The organism is Ruegeria sp. YKSD179 (assembly GCF_059612885.1).
In genome coordinates this window covers 1-18629 of record NZ_JBXWRL010000069.1, presented here as the reverse complement: position 1 = coordinate 18629, position 18629 = coordinate 1, and the positions used below count along the sequence as shown (strand labels likewise).

General features: G+C 52.1%; 17 protein-coding genes. 3 read left to right on the top strand and 14 right to left on the bottom strand.

What is annotated here, in order from left to right; translation table 11 throughout:
- Both AC2FNE_RS22305 and AC2FNE_RS22300 read right to left on the bottom strand, forming a co-directional pair.
- Window positions 1–457 (bottom strand): alpha/beta fold hydrolase (locus AC2FNE_RS22305; RefSeq protein WP_496806317.1); only part of this gene is annotated, 457 nt, incomplete at its 3' end.
- 1 nt (window position 458) lies between these two features.
- On the bottom strand, window positions 459–1058 hold the full coding sequence (locus AC2FNE_RS22300) for an amino acid synthesis family protein (protein WP_496806316.1): 600 nt from the start codon (window positions 1056–1058) through the stop codon (window positions 459–461).
- Between the two features lie 163 nt (window positions 1059–1221).
- On the opposite strand from AC2FNE_RS22300, the gene AC2FNE_RS22295 reads away from it, so the two are divergent.
- The 3 genes from AC2FNE_RS22295 to AC2FNE_RS22285 all read left to right on the top strand — a co-directional run bounded on the left by AC2FNE_RS22295 (window position 1222) and on the right by AC2FNE_RS22285 (window position 5008).
- Window positions 1222–1932 (top strand): GntR family transcriptional regulator, encoded by a 711-nt coding sequence (locus AC2FNE_RS22295; protein WP_496806315.1) that lies wholly within the window; start codon window positions 1222–1224, stop codon window positions 1930–1932.
- 171 nt (window positions 1933–2103) lie between these two features.
- Window positions 2104–3600, top strand: coding sequence for a hypothetical protein (locus AC2FNE_RS22290; RefSeq protein WP_170610585.1), 1497 nt, complete (start codon window positions 2104–2106; stop codon window positions 3598–3600).
- Window positions 3601–3841: 241 nt separating this feature from the next.
- Window positions 3842–5008: an adenylate/guanylate cyclase domain-containing protein gene (locus AC2FNE_RS22285; protein WP_496806314.1), complete on the top strand. Its 1167-nt coding sequence runs from the start codon at window positions 3842–3844 to the stop codon at window positions 5006–5008.
- Window positions 5009–5275: 267 nt separating this feature from the next.
- Here the strand turns inward: AC2FNE_RS22285 and AC2FNE_RS22280 are convergent, their stop codons facing one another.
- The 12 genes from AC2FNE_RS22280 to AC2FNE_RS22225 all read right to left on the bottom strand — a co-directional run.
- The gene (locus tag AC2FNE_RS22280; protein WP_170605752.1) at window positions 5276–6139 is read right to left on the bottom strand and encodes a DMT family transporter; all 864 of its coding nucleotides are present in this window, start codon (window positions 6137–6139) and stop codon (window positions 5276–5278) included.
- Between the two features lie 190 nt (window positions 6140–6329).
- On the bottom strand, window positions 6330–6998 hold the full coding sequence (locus tag AC2FNE_RS22275; RefSeq protein WP_170605501.1) for a D-lyxose/D-mannose family sugar isomerase: 669 nt from the start codon (window positions 6996–6998) through the stop codon (window positions 6330–6332).
- A 15-nt stretch (window positions 6999–7013) separates the two neighbouring features.
- Window positions 7014–7940 (bottom strand): carbohydrate kinase family protein, encoded by a 927-nt coding sequence (locus AC2FNE_RS22270; protein WP_496806313.1) that lies wholly within the window; start codon window positions 7938–7940, stop codon window positions 7014–7016.
- A 37-nt stretch (window positions 7941–7977) separates the two neighbouring features.
- Window positions 7978–9870, bottom strand: a complete 1893-nt coding sequence (locus AC2FNE_RS22265) for a family 1 glycosylhydrolase (protein WP_496806312.1) — start codon at window positions 9868–9870, stop codon at window positions 7978–7980.
- 90 nt (window positions 9871–9960) lie between these two features.
- Window positions 9961–11880, bottom strand: a complete 1920-nt coding sequence (locus AC2FNE_RS22260) for a beta-galactosidase (RefSeq protein ID WP_496806311.1) — start codon at window positions 11878–11880, stop codon at window positions 9961–9963.
- Window positions 11877–12737, bottom strand: coding sequence for an SMP-30/gluconolactonase/LRE family protein (locus AC2FNE_RS22255; RefSeq protein ID WP_496806310.1), 861 nt, complete (start codon window positions 12735–12737; stop codon window positions 11877–11879). Before AC2FNE_RS22255 ends, AC2FNE_RS22260 begins: the two co-directional genes overlap by 4 nt.
- The gene (locus AC2FNE_RS22250) at window positions 12737–13339 is read right to left on the bottom strand and encodes a 2-dehydro-3-deoxy-6-phosphogalactonate aldolase (protein WP_496806309.1); all 603 of its coding nucleotides are present in this window, start codon (window positions 13337–13339) and stop codon (window positions 12737–12739) included. The genes AC2FNE_RS22255 and AC2FNE_RS22250 overlap by 1 nt, the downstream gene beginning before the upstream one ends.
- Window positions 13336–14229 (bottom strand): 2-dehydro-3-deoxygalactonokinase, encoded by an 894-nt coding sequence (locus tag AC2FNE_RS22245; RefSeq protein WP_496806308.1) that lies wholly within the window; start codon window positions 14227–14229, stop codon window positions 13336–13338. Before AC2FNE_RS22245 ends, AC2FNE_RS22250 begins: the two co-directional genes overlap by 4 nt.
- Window positions 14230–14233: 4 nt before the next feature.
- A complete protein-coding gene (locus AC2FNE_RS22240; protein WP_170605489.1) occupies window positions 14234–15001 on the bottom strand; it encodes an SDR family NAD(P)-dependent oxidoreductase in 768 nt (255 codons plus the stop codon).
- A 77-nt stretch (window positions 15002–15078) separates the two neighbouring features.
- On the bottom strand, window positions 15079–17166 hold the full coding sequence (locus tag AC2FNE_RS22235; protein WP_170605487.1) for an alpha-galactosidase: 2088 nt from the start codon (window positions 17164–17166) through the stop codon (window positions 15079–15081).
- On the bottom strand, window positions 17166–18014 hold the full coding sequence (locus tag AC2FNE_RS22230; protein ID WP_170479861.1) for a carbohydrate ABC transporter permease: 849 nt from the start codon (window positions 18012–18014) through the stop codon (window positions 17166–17168). The genes AC2FNE_RS22235 and AC2FNE_RS22230 overlap by 1 nt, the downstream gene beginning before the upstream one ends.
- Window position 18015: 1 nt before the next feature.
- On the bottom strand, window positions 18016–18629 hold a 614-nt coding region (locus AC2FNE_RS22225; RefSeq protein WP_496806307.1), incomplete at its 5' end, for a carbohydrate ABC transporter permease.

Genomic DNA, 18629 nt, shown 5'->3' with positions numbered 1-18629 from the left:
GTGTTGGAACAATAAGGTCCTCTCCATTTCCTTGGCTCAACGAAACGGAGCGGTTTTGAACCGCTTTTTTTTCCTCTTCCGAACGACAAAATACACCGTTTAACGCTGCTACGCTTTGGACACGTTCCGGGCGTCTCAGTGAATATCCCAAGGCAATTAATGATCCTAGTGAATGTCCAACAAGTTGAATGCCTCGCGCATCCAGTCGAGTGATCAGGTGATCAAGTTGGTCAATGAAGTCCTCTAACGTTGCCTCTTCGGGCGGTAAGTCGGAGTTACCATGGCCAAGCAGATCATACGACAGTACCCGATATTTGTCGGAAAACGCAGTTACTTGAGGGTCCCAGACGCGCAGCTGCATGCCGACACCGTGGACCAGAACCACCCAGTCGCCTTCGCCTCGGACTTCGTAAGATGTACCGCCGATGCGTTGGACAGTTTTTTTCGAGGCCAACACTTCAACCATCCAATGTTGTTGTGTTGTCGCCCAGATCTTTAAGGTCTTGGTAACGATCACCGATTCTGTGGTGTGGCCGTCCCCCAATAGATGCGGCCAACGCAACAATTATTTCGTCATGCGCAGGCGCATCAGGTATTGCAAATTGGGTGGTCAGATAATGTGAGCGCCGACCCGCATCGTGTTTGTCCATTAAGGGTATTACCAGTGTACCACCGGGGCCTGATCGGACGTTAGTAAAGCTGAGATAGCTTTTTGCACCTACCGCATTGCGGAAAAAGTTCCCGAACCGTAGCGTATGGATCAGGGCTGACGCGTGTTCCACTTCACCATGTGTACCCACCTTAGCCGCTTTGCCATAAGCCTCGACGGCCTCTCCACCTCCGGTCAGTGCGAGTACCTCGTCTGTCAACAACTTACCGAGTGCCGGTGCAATCTCTTGAATTTCGGGTTTCAAGTCTTCGACAAAACCGCGCCCGAACCAAGGGTTTTTAACAATGGCCGCTGCAGTATGCAGTTGCAGAGGGAAACCAGCCGTTTTGCCGCCTTCGATAAAAGTGGTCTCAGAAAATTTGACCAGTTTTTGCAATTCAAGTGACATGTTTCGAAGATTTCAATCGATTTCACACTGCATTAGCTGACATGAAACGGGGGTAACTGTCAACAGGTGGTATGCTGGTATACCATCCTATCATCGTATTCGATCTTGCTAATCAGGCTGGATTGGTTAAACCAGCGCAAAAGCGGAAAACTCCGGGTTGTTCATGAAAAACACGCCACAGCCAGAAAGGGATCGCTCACCCGCCACGGCAGGTCTGCGTATCACTCAGGCTCCTAAAACTTTGAGGGAGCTAGCTTATGAAAACATGCGAACTGCTATTTTCACTTGGTATTTCAAACCTGGAGACCGACTCATAGAAAGGGCTCTCACCGAGGAACTTGGTGTCAGCCGATCCATTGTTCGCGAAGTGATACGCAAATTGGAAACCGAAGGCCTGGTCGAAGTTTTACCTCGCGTTGGGCCTATCGTGGCCAAGATCGACCGTGAGAAAGCTCGTCAGATTTACGAGGTTCGCGGTTCGTTAGAAGAACTGGCCGTGAGGGCATGTGCGGAAAAAATCACTGACGACAACCTTGATGTACTGCAAGAACTTCTGAAGCAGTTAAAAGAGGCATCGAATAACAACGTGCCGCAGGAAGTTCTTGCTGTCACTACCGAGTTTTATCGGACCATATTCATTAGTGCAGGAAAGGAATTTGCTTGGGAGATGGTGCAATCGGTCAATGCACGTATCACACAGCTGCGCGCGATGACGATTTCTTCTCCGAACCGGTTCGCGAAATCCATCCCCGAAATGGAGAAAATCCTGAACGCAATTGCAGACGGTAATCCGGATGCTGCTGCTCGGGCCAGTTGGGAACATATTGAAGAAGTGGCCAAAATAGCGGAGCAAGTTTTACCGGACGATCCTTGAAATGTCATATTAGATCAGCCCAGAAACAAAATGCAGCAGGGCTGGTGCCGGTTAATTTCGTTTTACAAAGTGCTCGGTGTCCCTAAGGTTTCGCCTTAGACTTTCTGATCTGAAATTCACTTGAACGTTTCGTATATGCAGGCGTGAATTTTTTATGCAAACATTAAAAATATGGCGGTGATAACCAAAGATACTCTGGCCGAACGTCGTTGCGAGGCTGAAAGTTGGGACTTTGGCCAAGTCTTCAAGTTCCAATTTAGAATGTCACAATCGAAAACGTCGCTCAGTTCTGCGTGGAGCAGCTCGCAGTTGAACGGTTGGGTGATCGAGCATTGTCCGGCGTTGCCAATCAGTCGCATTATTAGCTCGTCCGGCGAACCGATTGGTTTAATGCTTGGGATCGCGATCTCGCCAGAGGGACAGTGCCTTGGGAAAGAAGTCATTCTCAATCGGGATTCGGAATCTGAAAGAGAACGATGGGTTGAAGATCTGGCAGGCAGGTTTTTTGTCGTGGTCAAACATTCCGGCGGCATGCGCTTATATGGCGATCCTTCTGGAAATCTTTCGGTTGTATTTAACAAAGAAAACAACGCCCTTGCCTCAAGCGTGGCTCTTGCAGTGGATGATGAACTTGATCCTGCCGAAAATGTGGATATCGAAAAGGTCGCAACGCGAAAGCAGTTTCTGCTTTTCGGGGATACAAGCGACCAGCGTGTAACCCGGTTAATGCCCAATCACTACCTCGATCTTTCGAACTTTTCGCAACATAGGTTCTGGCCCCGCGACGACACCCCTTTTGCCGAACTCGAGACCGACCAGGACATTCTGTTTGCCCAAATATCTTCTCGAATGTCCCGAAACGTCGCAGCGCTCATTTCAGCTTATGAGTGTGCTTTGCCGATAACGGCTGGACGGGATTCGCGAATAATTCTTGGCAGCGCGATACCGGTCCTGAACAAGATCAAAAGCTTTTATTGTTATCACTTGAACTGGGCGACCAAGATTGATGCAGAGGTGGGTCAAATTCTTGCCGAGCATTTAAGTGTGCCATTCCTTGTGCTTTCACGACGAGCATCCCGCGTACAGAAAGTTATGACCAAGAAGGAAATCATGGTTGAACTTGAAAGGACTCGGTTGCGCACAGGGTGGTGTTCTGCGCTACGAGCAGACTGGGTACGCTTTGTCGCGGCGTCGCCACGTGTTCAAGTCGTCTTGCGCGGAACAGGAATAGAAATGACCCGAGCCAACAAGTGGCGCCATGTTATAGGAAAACCAACAAACGCCATGACAGGTGTCGGGGCACTGCTTGGTCAATGGCAACGTGCTGACCGCACCAAGGACGAAACAGTTGAATACGAGCGGCAACTCGATCGCTACCAGAATTGGATGGACAAACTTCCTGAAAAGGCGCTGCCACGGCTTTATGATATTGCACACTTGGAACTGTGGCTCCCGGTCGGGGCAGCGCCTTTGGCCTATATTGGTGACTTCATAGTGAACCCATTCAATGACAGGAGGTTGTTTCATTTGGTGTCGGCGGTCTCGCCGCGGGTTCGATTGACCAATGCACTTGTCAAGAATTTGGTAGCTGCACACGATACGAGTTTGAGCGCCATTCCTTATCACAAGGAATACGTCAAGAACCGTAATCGGCCCAAAGCGGGTTAGTCGAAGCCTAAGGTTGAACTTCGATCAATTAAGTAAATGTCATGGCTGAATTGGTTCATGGCTTGAGGCGGCGCTAGATATAAAGTCAGTCCGGATACGGCTTCTTGCTCACTGACCTGCAGTTTTTGGTAAAATGGTGAAGAGTTAGGTCGAAATCGTTTCTGTCGGTCGGGTTCAATGGGGTGGTTCATGGCCCTTTGAACTAAGTTGGACGAACAATCGGAATTTGGATCAATCTTAGATGCAAACGGTAGAAGAACTGATCAATTGGTTGAATTCCGTAGGTCGGATTCTGGGCGATGAAACACTTGTCGTTTCACACTATTGCTCGGCCTTGAGGGAACTGGGCGTCCCGCTTTCGCGTGTGCGGATTGGGCAGAACTACTCCAATCCTCTCATAAGCGCTTGGGGGATCATATGGACGCCAAAAGGGACCCAGAAATATACTGTTCCGATCACTATCCGCCACTCAGGAGCTTGGCACGGCAGTCCATTTGAGTATGTGGTCAAAACCAGATCGTGTCTGCGCAAAAGGCTTGTGGATGTCGATCTGTCGAAAATGCACGAAGTCTATCGGGAATTGAAAGAGGGTGGCGCGACTGATTTTCTGGCGATGCCTCTCGAATATGGTGACGGATCGGTTCAGGGATCAAGCTTTTGCACCGAACATGCGGATGGTTTTTCACAAAACAATATTCGCACACTCGAAGCCACACGGCACGCATTGTCTTCGGCGTTGGAACCAATCGCAATGAGGGAATCCCAAAGAAGCCTTTTGCGTACGTATATGGGTGATGCGCCGGCGCGGGAAATTGACAACGGAAACATAAAACGTGGTGAGCATATTACCGTTTCTGCTGCGATCCTTTTTGCAGACCTAAGAGGGTTCACTGCAAAGTCGGAAGTCTGGCCAGCGGCTAAGCTACTCGATATTATGGGCGACTATTTTGATATGGTGGTGAACCCAATTCGAGCTAATGGCGGAGACGTGCTAAAATTCATGGGTGACGGTGTTCTGGCGATTTTCGAGGCGACACCAGGCGCTGAAAATGCCTGCAATTCCGCGGTCGAAGCCGCGACCCAAGCCATAGCGAACCTCGATATTTACAACAGTAACGCATCTGAGGAAAAGCGGGAACAGATCGAGTTTGTGATCGGAATAGACTTCGGAGAAGTTACTTTCGGCAACATCGGCAGCCCGGATCGACTTGACTTTACGGTTGTCGGGTCGGCCGTAAACGTGGCCAGCAGAGTTCAGAGTTTGTGCAAGACCTTGGACGAGCAGATATTGATCACGTCAAATGTTCAAGGTTACGCGCCTGTGCGGGTGGAAACACTGGGGCTCCAATCGCTTAAAGGTCTCGCTGAGGAAGTCGAAGTATTTCGTATTCGCCGCCGAACTCATTGAGCAAAAGTTAACTGTGTTCTGGGAAGGAAAAACAGTCTTGGGCGCGTCTGTGAAGTGATGCCACAAAGTAAGAGACTGGAAATATCGCCTTGCTAACTCGGGCATGCTGCCGTGAAATAGAATCGAATGGTATGTGTACTCAATATACTTGTTGTTTGTCGTTTGACGTAGCTTTCAACCAGCTTTGTTGCATGTTTCAGACCCAGAATCTCGTGGCCTAACTCTATCCGCGCTACGTAGTTTTCCAGCAAGCGTTGATCGGGTTGATCAGCGTGACCGAACAGCGATTATGATGCCAGCAAGTGCGATAAACGCGATACCCAGAATTTGCCAGCCTTGGACAGGTTGTCCAAATGAAAACCATGCAAAGACTGGACCAAAAATCATCACCGAATACTCGAAAACCGAAACATAAGACGGTTCGCCAAGTTGATAGGACTTGATGATCATAAAAACCCCACAAATGGATCCAACGGCTTGTAACAAGAGTAGTGGGAGGGCCTTCTGCATGGACCATTCCCAGGGGCGGGAAAAAAACTGCACCTCGTCACCCGGTTGCCACACTGGAAAAATCACCAATGTGATGCTGCCAATCGCCCCCAAAATACCCAGAGTAATCAACATTCCTGCCAACAACGCGACGGTGCTTTCACCGCTGCAAAGACTACGGGTTGAAATAGCTCCAAGTGCATAGAAAAAGCCCGCGCAAATTGGAACGAAAATGCTCCAATCGAAATCTGCTGGATTGGGTTGAAGCACAAGGATAATCCCGATGAACCCGAAACCTACGGCTAGAACGCGCCAAGGACCTATTCGGCGTTTCATAATTCCGGACGTGATCAAAAGAATGAAGATCGGAGAAGTAAACAACCCTGCCAAGGCCTGTGCAATCGGCATCATTGCCAGCGCCGAAAAATAGAACAGCATCGATATCGCAACAAGCAGGCTACGCAATGCCACCGCCCAAAATCGGTTGGGAAACAACGTGCCTAACCCCAAAAGCGAGAACATTGCAACAAGAGGAAGCGCAAACAGGGTACGAATAAGGTGAAACTGCCAAAGACCGATATGTTGCGACAAAGGAGCAATAAAATTGTCGATCACGCCAATGATGGCCATGGCACAAATCATGTATGCCGCCGTAGCGAGGGGGCGATCAGTATGAGTTGCAGGCGTGTTTGTTCCCAATGTCAGCGCACAATCAGTTTTCGTTCCAACGTCGATGCTAAATGTTAGATCAATAGGCTAAATGCGTACAACTCTCACCGTATTTAGGGCACTAGCCAGACTGCCCGAGCAGGGATGAACCAAAGTTCGTGAGTCACGAATAATCAGAAACCAGCAAGAAATCAGGAGCTGTGTCTTCCTCAATTGTCGCGAAACGGGGGATAGGATCTTCGAAAACGTTGTCTGTACGATCATCGTTGACCGTCGAAACTTCTCCTATCAGACAATCGCCTTGTTCCGCCCAAAAGGCGTGCCAGATGCCGGGCATGAGTGTAACGCTTTGTCCTGGTTTTAACCGCATCAATTCTCCGGGCTGAATGGTGACTGGGCACCCATCACTTGGCACTACGATAGCGTTTTCTCTGTCGATACCTCCTTCGGGGTTCGAGGCGTAGATTTCCATCACCAAATCACCGCCGCCACGGTTGATGATGTCCTCGGCTTTGACGATATGTCGATGCATAGGAGACAGTTGTTTGTCGCGTGATATCAACAGTTTCTCAGCGTATAGCATGCCGCGACCTTGGTTCAGATCATTGACGTCGCCGTTTCGCAATGTGAACAGAAACAGGCCCAGTTCATCAAAACGACCCTGTCCATAGTCCGTAATATCCCAACCCAATCCTCGCGCGCGAATACCTTCCGCTTTTTCGCTGCGCATCTGTTCCGGGGTCCAGTCTGCAAATGGTGGCAAAACAGCACCGAATGAGTTGATGAAGGCTTGGGCCTCGGCCTTAATACGGTTGATCTCGGATCGTTTCATAGCGGTCTCTTTTTGTCAAAGCTCATGGGCCCACGGCGGGTTCGCCCCGGCACGCGAGACAGTGATCGCGGCAACTTTTGCCCCTTTTTCCAGAGCGTTCCTAAGGCCGTCGTTGGATAAAGAACGCAAACCGGGTTTTGTCAGGCACCCAGCTTGATCCAGTTCAGCCAGCACTCCAGCGTTAAACGTATCTCCGGCCCCGACAGTGTCTACAACTTGCACTTTCTGGACTGGGACTGTCACCTTGCTTCCATCCGCCGTATATCCTGTCGCACCAGCACTACCGTGGGTCAATATAACCAATTTTGGGCCAGCCTGCGTTAACAATGGGATCTTTTCAGAAAGGGTTTCGGGGCCAGGGATAATCCAGTCCAGGTCTTCGTCTGAAACTTTGACGATATCAGCTTGCGCGATCATTTTGTTAAGCCGGGTCCGATATTTGGTTTGGTCCTTGATAAAGTCTGACCTAATGTTTGGGTCCAGCATGACCGCCCGATCAGCGCCATGCCGAAACAAAAGCTGCGCATAAGCGTCAGCGCACGGCTCGCAAGCAAGGCTTATCCCCCCAAAATAAAGTGCAGAAACACCTTGTAGCTGAACAGGCATTTCGGCAGCGGTCAGCATCCTTCCTGCTGTATTTTCGTCAACAAAGTTGTATGTGGCGTGCCCGTCCTTAAGCTGAACAAAGGCCAAAGTCGTGGGTCTGTTCGATTTAATAACATGAGTGGTGTCGACATGGCTGATTTGTAGGCCAGCCGTTAGCTGTTGCCCGAACATATCTGACGACAGACCGGTGAGCATGCCCACTCTGGCTCCTAACCTTCCCAACGCAATTGCTGTGTTGTAAACCGCCCCTCCAGAATGGGGGACAAAGCCCTGCTGTCCCGACAACGTGGGTTCGGCGATCATGTCGATCAGGGCTTCTCCGCAGCACAAGATCATTTCGGAATCCCTTTCTCAAAATCGGCCGAACGAGGCCCTAGTTTTGCACCAGCGCATTTTTGCAGAAGTTGTTAGCGCCAACAATGCCAAACTCTTTTTGCTCGGAAATGTAAAGGTTCATGCTACGTCGAATTTTTTTGAATCGCCCGCCTGCATTGAACGCATCCAGAAAATCCTGACCAAACAGCCAGCGGTTTTTTTCAGCGACACCGCCAACCAGAAAAACGCCCCCGACCGGGATCAGAGCCACCGCGAGATCACCCATTATCGCCCCAAGATGTTCCGTGAAAATGCGCGCAGCCTTAACCGCGCAAGCGTCGGTTCCGTCCTGTGCGGTTTGCAGAATATCCTTGGCACTTTTAACCTGACTGTTGACCTGACCTTCGACCACGCCCACCGCCTGATACAGAATAGGCAGACCGGTTCCACTCAGGAACATTTCGGCCTCCAGCGCGAGGCTGTTGTCAAAAAAACAATCCGGAGCGATATGTCTGGCCGCATCGAAAACGTCAACTTCGCCTCGATGGCGCGGTGACAATCCCATATGGCCGCCTTCCCCGGACACGGTATGATAACGTCCCTCGGAATACAGCAAAGCTCCTACACCCAAACCGGTGCCGGGACCCACAACCAAGCGGGTCCCGGCAGGAGGAGTATTTGCGCCTTGTAAAACCGCGACGTCTGCGTCGCTGATATCCGCGACTGACCACGCGGCTGCGGTGAAGTCATTAATTACAAAGGTTCTTTCCGCGTCAGTGGCACGGGCAAGCTCGACCTCGGACAACATCAGGTTTGCGTTGGTCAAATGAATGGTTCCATTATGAACCGGCCCGGCGCCTGCTGCCACTACTGCGTGGGGGGCTGTCCCCACCTTTTCTCGCACACCAACTAGTGCCTCGCGCAAGTCCTCTAATGTGCCGGTCGGATATTTGTGCAACTCGGTCAAGGTTCCGTTGATGGAAATGCCCAGGCGGGTATTGGTGCCGCCGACGTCCGCGATGAGGTTCCAATGGTCGTGAACAGTGCCCGTGGGTTTTACCCATGGCGCAGGAAGCTCTGTTGATGTTAATGCAGCTTGCAACGCTTCAAGGACTTCTAGATTTTCCGCTTGGACGAAAAGCCCTGATATGGGCATAGAGGCGCTTGAACTGAGAATAGCGTCAACGTGATTCACAAGATCTGATTCACTTTCCGCTAGAACCGAAACATAAATTGCTGTGTCGGGGGTTTCCGCTGCAATCAAGGGGGTAAGCGATTTCAGATTACGGGGTTCACGCACCGTGGTTCCAAGCCAATCAACGGGGGTTGCGATGGTGGAAAAATCCTGCTCCCACCCCGTTGGAAGATGTGCACTAAGAGAGGCGCGGAAGTCTTGTGGGTAGCTACCACTAAAAATGGCTGAGAGAAGCGTGGCATGCCCAGGGTCTTGTAAGTCAATTTCGACGCCCAAATTGCTCATGCCCAGGCTTCGCATAGCTCGATTGGCGCGGCCATTGGCCAACAAGCGATGATGCAAGGTTCGGGCCAACGACCTGCTATCTTGGTCTGTCGCTATTTCCGAGGATACTTTCGAAACCGTGCTGAACAGGCGGTCCCCAATTTTTGTCGTCACGAGTTCGCTGAAATCGGCGTACCAATCCGCTGTATCGCGATTGCGCCAACCGCCCAGATCAGCCAATTCCGATGGGACCAGAGTGGCGTCGAGAACCGCGCAAGGTCGCATCCCTCGCTCTAGAACCGTTTCGACCAGTCTTTCAACACGGGCGACGCCGACACCATCAGGTTGCCCACGTCCCCTGGGCAGCACCTCGTGCCAGTGGATCGGGAACCGGAAGCTGTCAAATCCTTTGGTCTGCGTTTCAGCGCCAGGCTCGCTTGCCGAGAGACCAAATAGGAAAGACTCCGGGAAATCGGAACGAGTGTAGTTCATGCATGAAACCTGTTCGTGAACGAGACCAGCAAACCCGCCCCTAACAGCTTATGTTAGCGTTATCAAATTTTTTGATGTTCGCGTCGCTTTTCAGGCAGGATCATGAGATTCTGGCTTAATGATCGCGACATCGCAACCGTTAATGATTTGTCCATGCCATTCGACGGGGTGCGCGTTGTAATTCGTCAAGAAAACTGTGTCTGACGTTTCCCGTCGCCTTAACCCTTCCGGCATTTGGTGCAGGGTCAGGCCTGAATTTTGGGCGGCCAGATTGATGACGCGGTCCCACAACGCGTCATCCGGATTGCCGGCCAAATACCAAAGGCCACCGCCCTCTTTCAAAGCGGAAGTGCCGTCCTCAAAGCAAAGTAAATCCCGGGCCGATCCGGACAGACGTTCCACCCAATGTTGCATTGCTCCACCGCCCTGAACGGCACGGGAAATGTTGGGGGGCAGGGTCTCGACCAATTCCACTTGGCAGTCCAAACAATCGACACCTGGCCGACCGCGATCAGGAATCTGGAAATCCTTGGTAATGGCTCCTGTGCGGGGTCCCAAAATGCCAAGATTGCACACACTGGTTAAACGCTTGACTAATTCGTCATTCAGTGTGGCCAACCCGGGCGCTAGGATCAAATTATATGCGCCATGGGGGGTAATATCCGGTGGTATAAAATCCACCGATAAACCCGCCTTTCGTAAAGAACGATAAGCGGAGAAGACAAGCTGGAAATAATCGAACCCACCGCCCTGTGGTTGTGTCTCCCAAGCCCAATTCGATGCATAGTCTAGCACGATTGCAACCTGTGCCTGTTTCTGTTCAACGTCACCCAGCTCGGCCAGTTCGTCTGCAGTTTGGCGCACCTCACTCAGAGCCGGGGCTGCACGGTTATAAGGAGTCAGTAGCCCTGCATGCATCTGCTCCTGTGCCATGGGCGCCTGGCGCCAGCGGAAATAGCTTACGACTTCCGCTCCATGCGCGACCGCCTCCAAAGACCAAAGTCTAACCATACCGGGCAATGGCGCCGGATTATATGGTGCCCAGTTTACAGGTCCGGGCTGTTGTTCCATGACCCACCAGCGCCCGCGCCCCACAGAGCGATAAAGGTCGTGATGGAAGGCCTGCATATCTGGGTCGCCTTGTTGCAGGTACACTGTTTTATGCTCGCTGTCGGCTTCCAAGCGGTCTGAAAGAAATCCAATGGGATAACTATCCCAAGTGGCAATGTCCAAGTCTTCGCCGACTTTGTAATGATCGAAATCCAAAACGCGCCCCATGTAGTTGTGGAGCAGCGGTGTTTTTGTGAATTTCCTCAGAACATCACACTGCGCTTTGTTAAACGCCGCCACCTGATCCGAACTGAAACGCTTGAAAGCCAACGCATGGGCCGGGTTAGGTTCGGTCACTGTCAAGTTGGGCAGTTCGATCTGCTCAAAACTGCTGTATTCCATTGACCAAAATACGTTCCCCCAGGCAGAATTCAGTTTTTCTACTGTTCCATATTGATCTGCCAACCAGATGCGGAAGGCGTTTAACGCGGCGGCGCTATAGCTGATTGTTGTGTCGTGACAGCCGTATTCATTGTCGATCTGCCACGCAGCCACATAAGGGTTTTGGCCATATCGCTCGCCCATTATTCCAGCTATCCGCGCACACTCTTCGATAAGACCGTGGTGGCTGAAACAGTAATGGCGGCGCGATCCAAATTTGCGGGGGTTTCCCTGCGCATCGACGGCTAGCATGTCGGGGTGTTTATCCAGCATCCAGCGCGGCGGTGTCGCCGTCGGTGTACCCATGACAACCTTGAGACCGGCCTTTCCCAATGTCTCGACCGCTCGATCCAGCCATCCGAATTGCAGGTCGCCCGGTGCAGGTTCCATCCGGCTCCAACTAAATTCGCCGATGCGAACCCAGGTCAGGCCAGTCTGCACCATCTTTACTGCATCTTTGACCCACATCTCTTCGGGCCAATGTTCGGGATAGTAGCAAACGCCAAGTTCCGGTTTCATATGATAACTCTGTGTTCCGCTTGACCCCGGGCGACGTCTTGTTTCAAGAAGGTCATCCCGTTGGAAGGTTGTATTTTGATGGCATCCGTACTCAGCCCTTCACGGGCTGTCGTGCAGAACAGTGTCGTCAGGTCAGGACCGCCAAATCCGGGGCACGAGGGATGCTGCGCATCAACTGATACCGCCCGAATAAAGAGTCCATTAGCATCATATGCGGCGACGCGACCCGCACCCCACTGAGCGATCCAGATGTTTCCGTTCGCGTCAACGACGGCACCGTCAGGGTTCAGACCGTCATCCCGAAGGTCCAGAAAAAGGTGGCTGTCGCCCACGGGCCATCCTGTTTCTGGGTCAAGCGTCCACCTCATAACCTGTTTGGTGAACGTATCGCAGAAATAAGCGCACGAACGGTCTGGCGCAAAACAGATCGCATTGGAAATTGTCACGTCCGAAACTAATTGACGCAGTTCGCCGCGCCAAAATCGATATATCGCTCCTGCGCTCGGCTCAGCTTGTTTGCCCATAGTTCCAATCCAGAACCCGCCCCATGGATCTGCTCGCCCATCATTGGAGCGGGTTGTCGGATTGTCTGTCTCAATTTCAACGATTTGACTTTTTTGACCATTTTCTAAACCAAATCGCCAAAGGCCGGTTTCCGATGCTATCAGCAGTGTATTCCGATCCACCCAGCCTGCGGCAGAAACGTACTCGTCAAATTTCCAGCATATTGGGTTCGCTCCTTCTCGGCTTAACATCCGTTTGGTCGCGATATCGAACCAGAATAGCTGTTGCCGTTCTGGATGCCAAAGAGGTCCTTCACCCAGCTCGCAGGGTCGATCGTCGTAGACGCGGCTCACTAAATTGCCTCGTCATATGCTGAAACGATCTGTCGGGCACGTTCGCCGATCTCTTTGGGCGACATACCTGGCTTGTATAGGGCCGAGCCAATGCCGAATCCGTCAGCGCTAGCCTTTATCCATTCACCAAAATTTTCTGGGCCTGCGCCGCCAACGGCAAAAACTTGAGTGTCGGCAGGTAACACGGCGCGGATGGCGGCTAACCCCTCAGGTCCGGCCATTGTACCCGGGAACAGCTTTAAGCCGGTTGCCCCCGCTTGTAGCGCGGCAAAAGCCTCGGTCGGTGTAAAAATTCCCGGCCAGCTTTGGAGGTTTAACTCGACGGCGCGCCCGATAACGTCGGTATCACAGTTGGGCGAAACTATCAGTTTGCCACCTGCTTTGGCCACGGCATCGACCTGATCGCTGGTCAAAACGGTCCCGGCTCCAATCAAGGCTTGGTCCCCAAAATTGCGGGACAAAATACCAATGCTGCTCAACGGGTCAGGCGAGTTCAATGGAACTTCGATCCGGTCGATGCCAGCCTCGATCAGGGCGCGGCCCGCGGCTTCGGACTCTGACGGAGTGAGGCCACGCAGAATTGCAATTATTGGTCGGCTCATACGGTTTGCCTCGTTAAATTGCGGGCCAAGCTTAAACCGGCAAGCGTGACCATTGTGGCGTTGGCGGTTTCAACTGCGGCACCTTGCTGTTGCAGTGCTTTGGCATAAATATCAATCAGTGCATCCGACCCAATGATTGCCAATTGTTGGCCCAGCCAATAGGGGCGGGTTGCGGCAAGCTCGGCTCCGATCAGTTGTCCTGATAATCTTGCCCTGGCGGTTCCCGTATCCTGCCCATGCAACAAATCAGCTGCCCGCAAACTGAACAGACGCGCGGCTAGCTGTTCTGGCTTTGACAACCCATCTTCTACAGCATCTGAGAAAGCGGGATCATCCCATCCGTCGCTGGTCGAGTGTTTCAAGACTGATTGGCTGCATAACAGGTCGAAAATTTCTCCTGTCATAAATGTGCGGAAACTGATGACTTCACCCGCACTGACTTGTGCCCATTTCGTATGGGTGCCTGGCAGGCAAACCACTCCGTCCCAGTTGGGATGCTTTCCCAGGAAACCGGCAATCTGGGTTTCCTCACCACGCATAACATCCGGAGGGGAGTTCTGTTTCAGCCCCGGAACAACAAATGCTCTGACCCGTGGATCGGTGTCAGGCACCCGAATTGGCATATTTGGTATCGGAGCAGAGGGAACTGCAGAATAAGGGGCCTCGACCCACCCTTGTCGCGCACCTACCATTCCACAGGCAACAACATCGGTGGGCGTTGAGCCCAACCAGCTGTCGGTGATGCTTAACAATGCGGCCTCGAAACGCCCCTTTTCGACCCGCGCCATACCGCATTCAGATTGCACATGATCCAAAACGGTCTCGCCCTGCATCGCCCAGGCGCGCAAGTGGGAAGTTCCCCAATCGACGGCAACCCATTCTGTTTTCATCGACTTATCCTGATACTACAACGCCGCCGTCGACCGCCATGCACTGTCCGGTCATGGCTCGGCTTGCGTTTGAAGCAAGAAACAGCGTTGGTGCAATCATGTCTTCAGGCGTCAGGTATTCTTTCAAACACTGCCGTTCCAAATGGGCTGCCAAACCTTCGGGCGTGGCCCATTTGTCCATCTGTTTTTGCGTCAATACCCAGCCAGGAGCCAGTGCATTAACACGGATGCGTTGCGGCCCAAGTTCCCTGGCAAGGGATCGCGTTAAACCAGTTATGCCAGCATTCGACGTCGCGTAAATTGGATAACCCGCATTTCCCATCATATAGCTTATTGAACTGAAATTGACGATTGCTCCACCTTTGTCCCGCATCTGGCGTGCGGCTTCCTGACAGGCAAAAAAATAGGCCTTGAGATTGACTTCGATCATCCAGTCCCAGAACTCAGGTGTAGTTTCCCCGAGCGTGTGACGTTGGTCGTTGGCAGCATTGTTGATCAGCACATTGATTGGGCCATGCGCCTCGGCAGCCTTAACCATTGTAGCACGCAGCAGCTCTGTATCGGTCATGTCTCCCTGTAGAAACAAAGGTGTCCGGCCATGCTTATCGCGCATTTCTTCAACGAACGCACTGGCATCGGAACGTCCAATAAACGCAACGTTGGCGCCTTGCGCTAGGAACCCATCAGTCAGGGCTGCTCCGACACCGGATCCGCCGCCGGTGATGTAGACAGATGCGCCCTCGAGGTCGTGGAAAGTCGCAGGTTGTTCCATTTATAGCTCTCTCCTTTTGATGGCGGGCGTATGTGGTGACCGAAAAATAGAGGCTCGCGTTCTGGCTGTTTTCATTCTCATAGCTTTTTACCTTCGATGACCCAGATGCTTTGTGGAAAACTCCACGGCAACGTTAGCCCATAGTTCATTAGATATTGTCCGCTCAACGTGACCGGTTGTTGCTTTAGTACCGGGTTGCCGCGCGACAACGTCGGAGGTGCCTCGGCAGTGCGTCGCAACCCAACTTGATAAAGTGCGTCGGGTTCCAATCGGGTCAGGCGTAACGGTCGCGGTGCGATCTGGGCCGAAGTATCTGCCTTTCCGGCAAAAACCACAAAACGAGAGCCATTGTTCGCCTGTTGTTGTTCAGCAATGACAGCCGGATCAGGACTGTCCAACCGCAAAATATCGGCGTGATATAGCCAGTCGCGGTTGGCCTTCCACCACATAGTTACTTCACGCAGGACCTGAGCTTCTTCATTGGTCAGTTCGCGCGGATCCATCTCAAAGCCCATGTGCCGCTGTGCAGCAATCCAGGCACGAAAACGGATGTCAAGAACCCTTCCCGAAGTGTGGCAAACGCGCGGCCCAACATGGCTGCCGGTAACCGCCATCGGCAAAAAGATTGCCGCATTGTGCTGTATACGCAGGCGTTCCAATGCGTCGTTACTATCGCTCAACCACACACGCTGAGTGCGCTTGAGTATCCCAAAATCAATACGCCCGCCGCCCGAAGCGCAACTTTCTATCTCAACATTCGGGAAATCTGTCCGCAATCGGTCGATCAAAGCGTATGACCCGCGCGTTTGTGCGGCGTCGGGCATCGGCAAAACGCGGTTGTGATCCCATTTGATGTAGTCAATGTCGTGCGCAGAGAGAATCGCCGCCATCCGTTCGTAAAGAAACTGACGAACTTCGGGCAAGGCCATATTCAATGCCTTTTGCTGACGTCCCAGGATCTGATCTTCGCCTCCCAACGCCCATTCCGGATGGGCCCGGTGGATCGAACTGTCAGGGTTGATCATTTCGGGTTCAAACCAAATACCAAACGTCATGCCCAGTTCATGGACATGTGTGATCAGCGGATCCAAACCCTCTGGATACTTACGAGGGTCGACTTCCCAGTCGCTCAGGGAAGAGGTGTCATCATCGCGCTGACCAAACCAGCCATCGTCCAACACAAACCGTTCGGCCCCAAGATCCGCGGCGCGTTCAGCAATATCCTTCAGCTCTGGCAGGTTATGATTGAAGTAAACGGCCTCCCAGCAATTGTAATGAACTGGACGCGGGTTTTCTGGTTTTGGAAAGCATACAACTCGGTCCCGGACGTGGCGTTGAAATGCCACGGCACAGCCATTGATCCCGTCATTCGAGAACACCGCATAAAGCGGTGCGGTTTCAAACCTCGTCATTGCCTCGCGTTCCATCCGGGCAGCTTGCCCGAACTGAATCTGGCGTCGACCGTCTGGCAGTTCCTCAGCAACCATTCGGTGACCGCCGGACCAACCAAAATGAAAACCATACGCTTGACCTTGCGCATTGGTTGCGCCCCGCACAGGAATTATCAAACCGGGGAAATGTTCGTGCCCTGTTCGTCCAGTACGGTTCTCACGATATCTGATACCGGGCGACCATGCGGTGCTATTCATTTGGAATTCGCCGCACCATCTTCCGGCAAAATCGAGCATTTCATCGGACAGTTGTGGAGCCGGAAATACCGGTGCGCTAAGCCAGTGGAGAAGAACGGGGCGATCTGCTTCAAGTATTGCCTGCGCTTCAATGATATGCGTTTTGGGGTCGATCGAAAAGCGCGCCTGATAGGTCAAGCGATCAGTTTCATCTCGATAAGTCAGTACAATGTCCCGTTCCGTTACCTCTTCGCATTCATAACAGAACTTGGGAAGCAACGGCGTACCGTCGCCATCCCGGATGATTAGCCCAGGCTGCCCGGGGAAGCTGCGCGTGGCTTCGGGGCAAATTGATAATTCTGGGTTTGCATCCAGCATTCCGCCAGTAACATCCAACCCGTACGCCTTGAATAGAGTTTCGGAACTTTCCGCTTCTGGCAAACGGGGTCCGAAATAGACGACCTCCGGTAGGTGCTCGCGATGTGCGGCGAGCACCAAAGATTGTCGGTCGTCATGAAGCGACCAAGTTCTTATCATTACTTGACGGCTCCAAGGGTCAGACCCGCGATAAAATGTTTCTGCATCAGGAAGAACATGGCCACCGGAGGTAGTGCCGCCACGATGGAACCGGCGCTCATCAGCTGATAAGCAGCCCTGAATTGAGCATTGAAACTGGTAATACCCGCGGTCACTGGCTGGCTTTCAGCGCCCTGTGTCAGTACAACTGCCCAGAAATAGTCATTCCAGATGAAAGTGAATATCAACACGCTGAGCGCGGCTATGGCTGGCTTCATAAGCGGTAACACTACATACCAGAAGATGCGCCATTCGCTTATCCCCTCAACCCGCGCAGCCTCGATCAACTCAAAGGGCAGGGCGCGGATAAAGTTGCGCATGAACAACGTGCAGAACCCGGTCTGGAAAGCAATGTGGAACAAAACCAAGCCTGTTTTGGTATTATATAGTCCTAATTGCAGAGTCAGATCGCGAACTGGAACCATCAGAATCTGAAATGGTACAAAGTTGCCCGCTACGAACATGAAGAAGATCCAAAGGTTCGACTTGAATTTGTAGATGCCCAAAGCGAATCCGGTCATGCAGCTTAGCGCGACGGCTCCAATGACGGTAGGTATCGTTATCAGGAAAGAGTTCAGCAGATAGCGGGGCATATCCGAGTTAAAGAAAACCTGCCCATAATTAAACGCGCCCTCAAAACTGGAAGGAAGACCCCAATAATTGGCGTTGGTGAAATCCGCTGCTGGTTTGACCGAGAACAGCGCAACCGCTAAAAGTGGTCCAAGCCACAATAGAAGGGCCAGCGGAAGCATTGCCTGATAGGTGATCTGCGCCGCTCGGGGTTGTTTTTCGATGGGTTTAGGAAACATCTTAGTGCCCCCTCTCTTCTCGGTACATTGACCACAGGAAATAGGCGATAAAGCACAGCATTATCAGGAACAAAATTACTGCGATGGCAGCGCCATATCCCATCCGGAATCCGTATTCGGAAAGTGCCACTTCGAACATGTAGTAAGCTAACACCCGTGACGATCCGAACGGTCCCCCCTGAGTCATGATCGAAATCAGGTCAAACGAACGTAGGGCGCCGATGATTGTCACAACAAAAGCAATGAAAGTCGCTGGACGCAGTTGAGGTAGGATGATGTGCCAGAGCATCTTACCTCCCTTGGCACCGTCCAGACGCCCGGCTTCGATTTGCTCAGGGTCGACCGCATTCAGGCCAGTGAGGTAAAGGATCATGCAATATGCTGTCTGCGGCCAAAGACCGGCAAAGATGATGCCGTAGGTTACGAACCTCTCGTCCCCAAGAATATTGAGTGGGCCCATGCCAAAGAAACTCAGGAATTCATTCAATAAGCCGAAAGTAGGATCGTAAAACCAAGTAAATACAAGGCCTACGACCACCTGAGAGATGACAAAAGGAAAGAAAAAAAGCGATTTGTAAAGGCGAATACCCCAGACGGTCTGGTTCAGGAACAGCG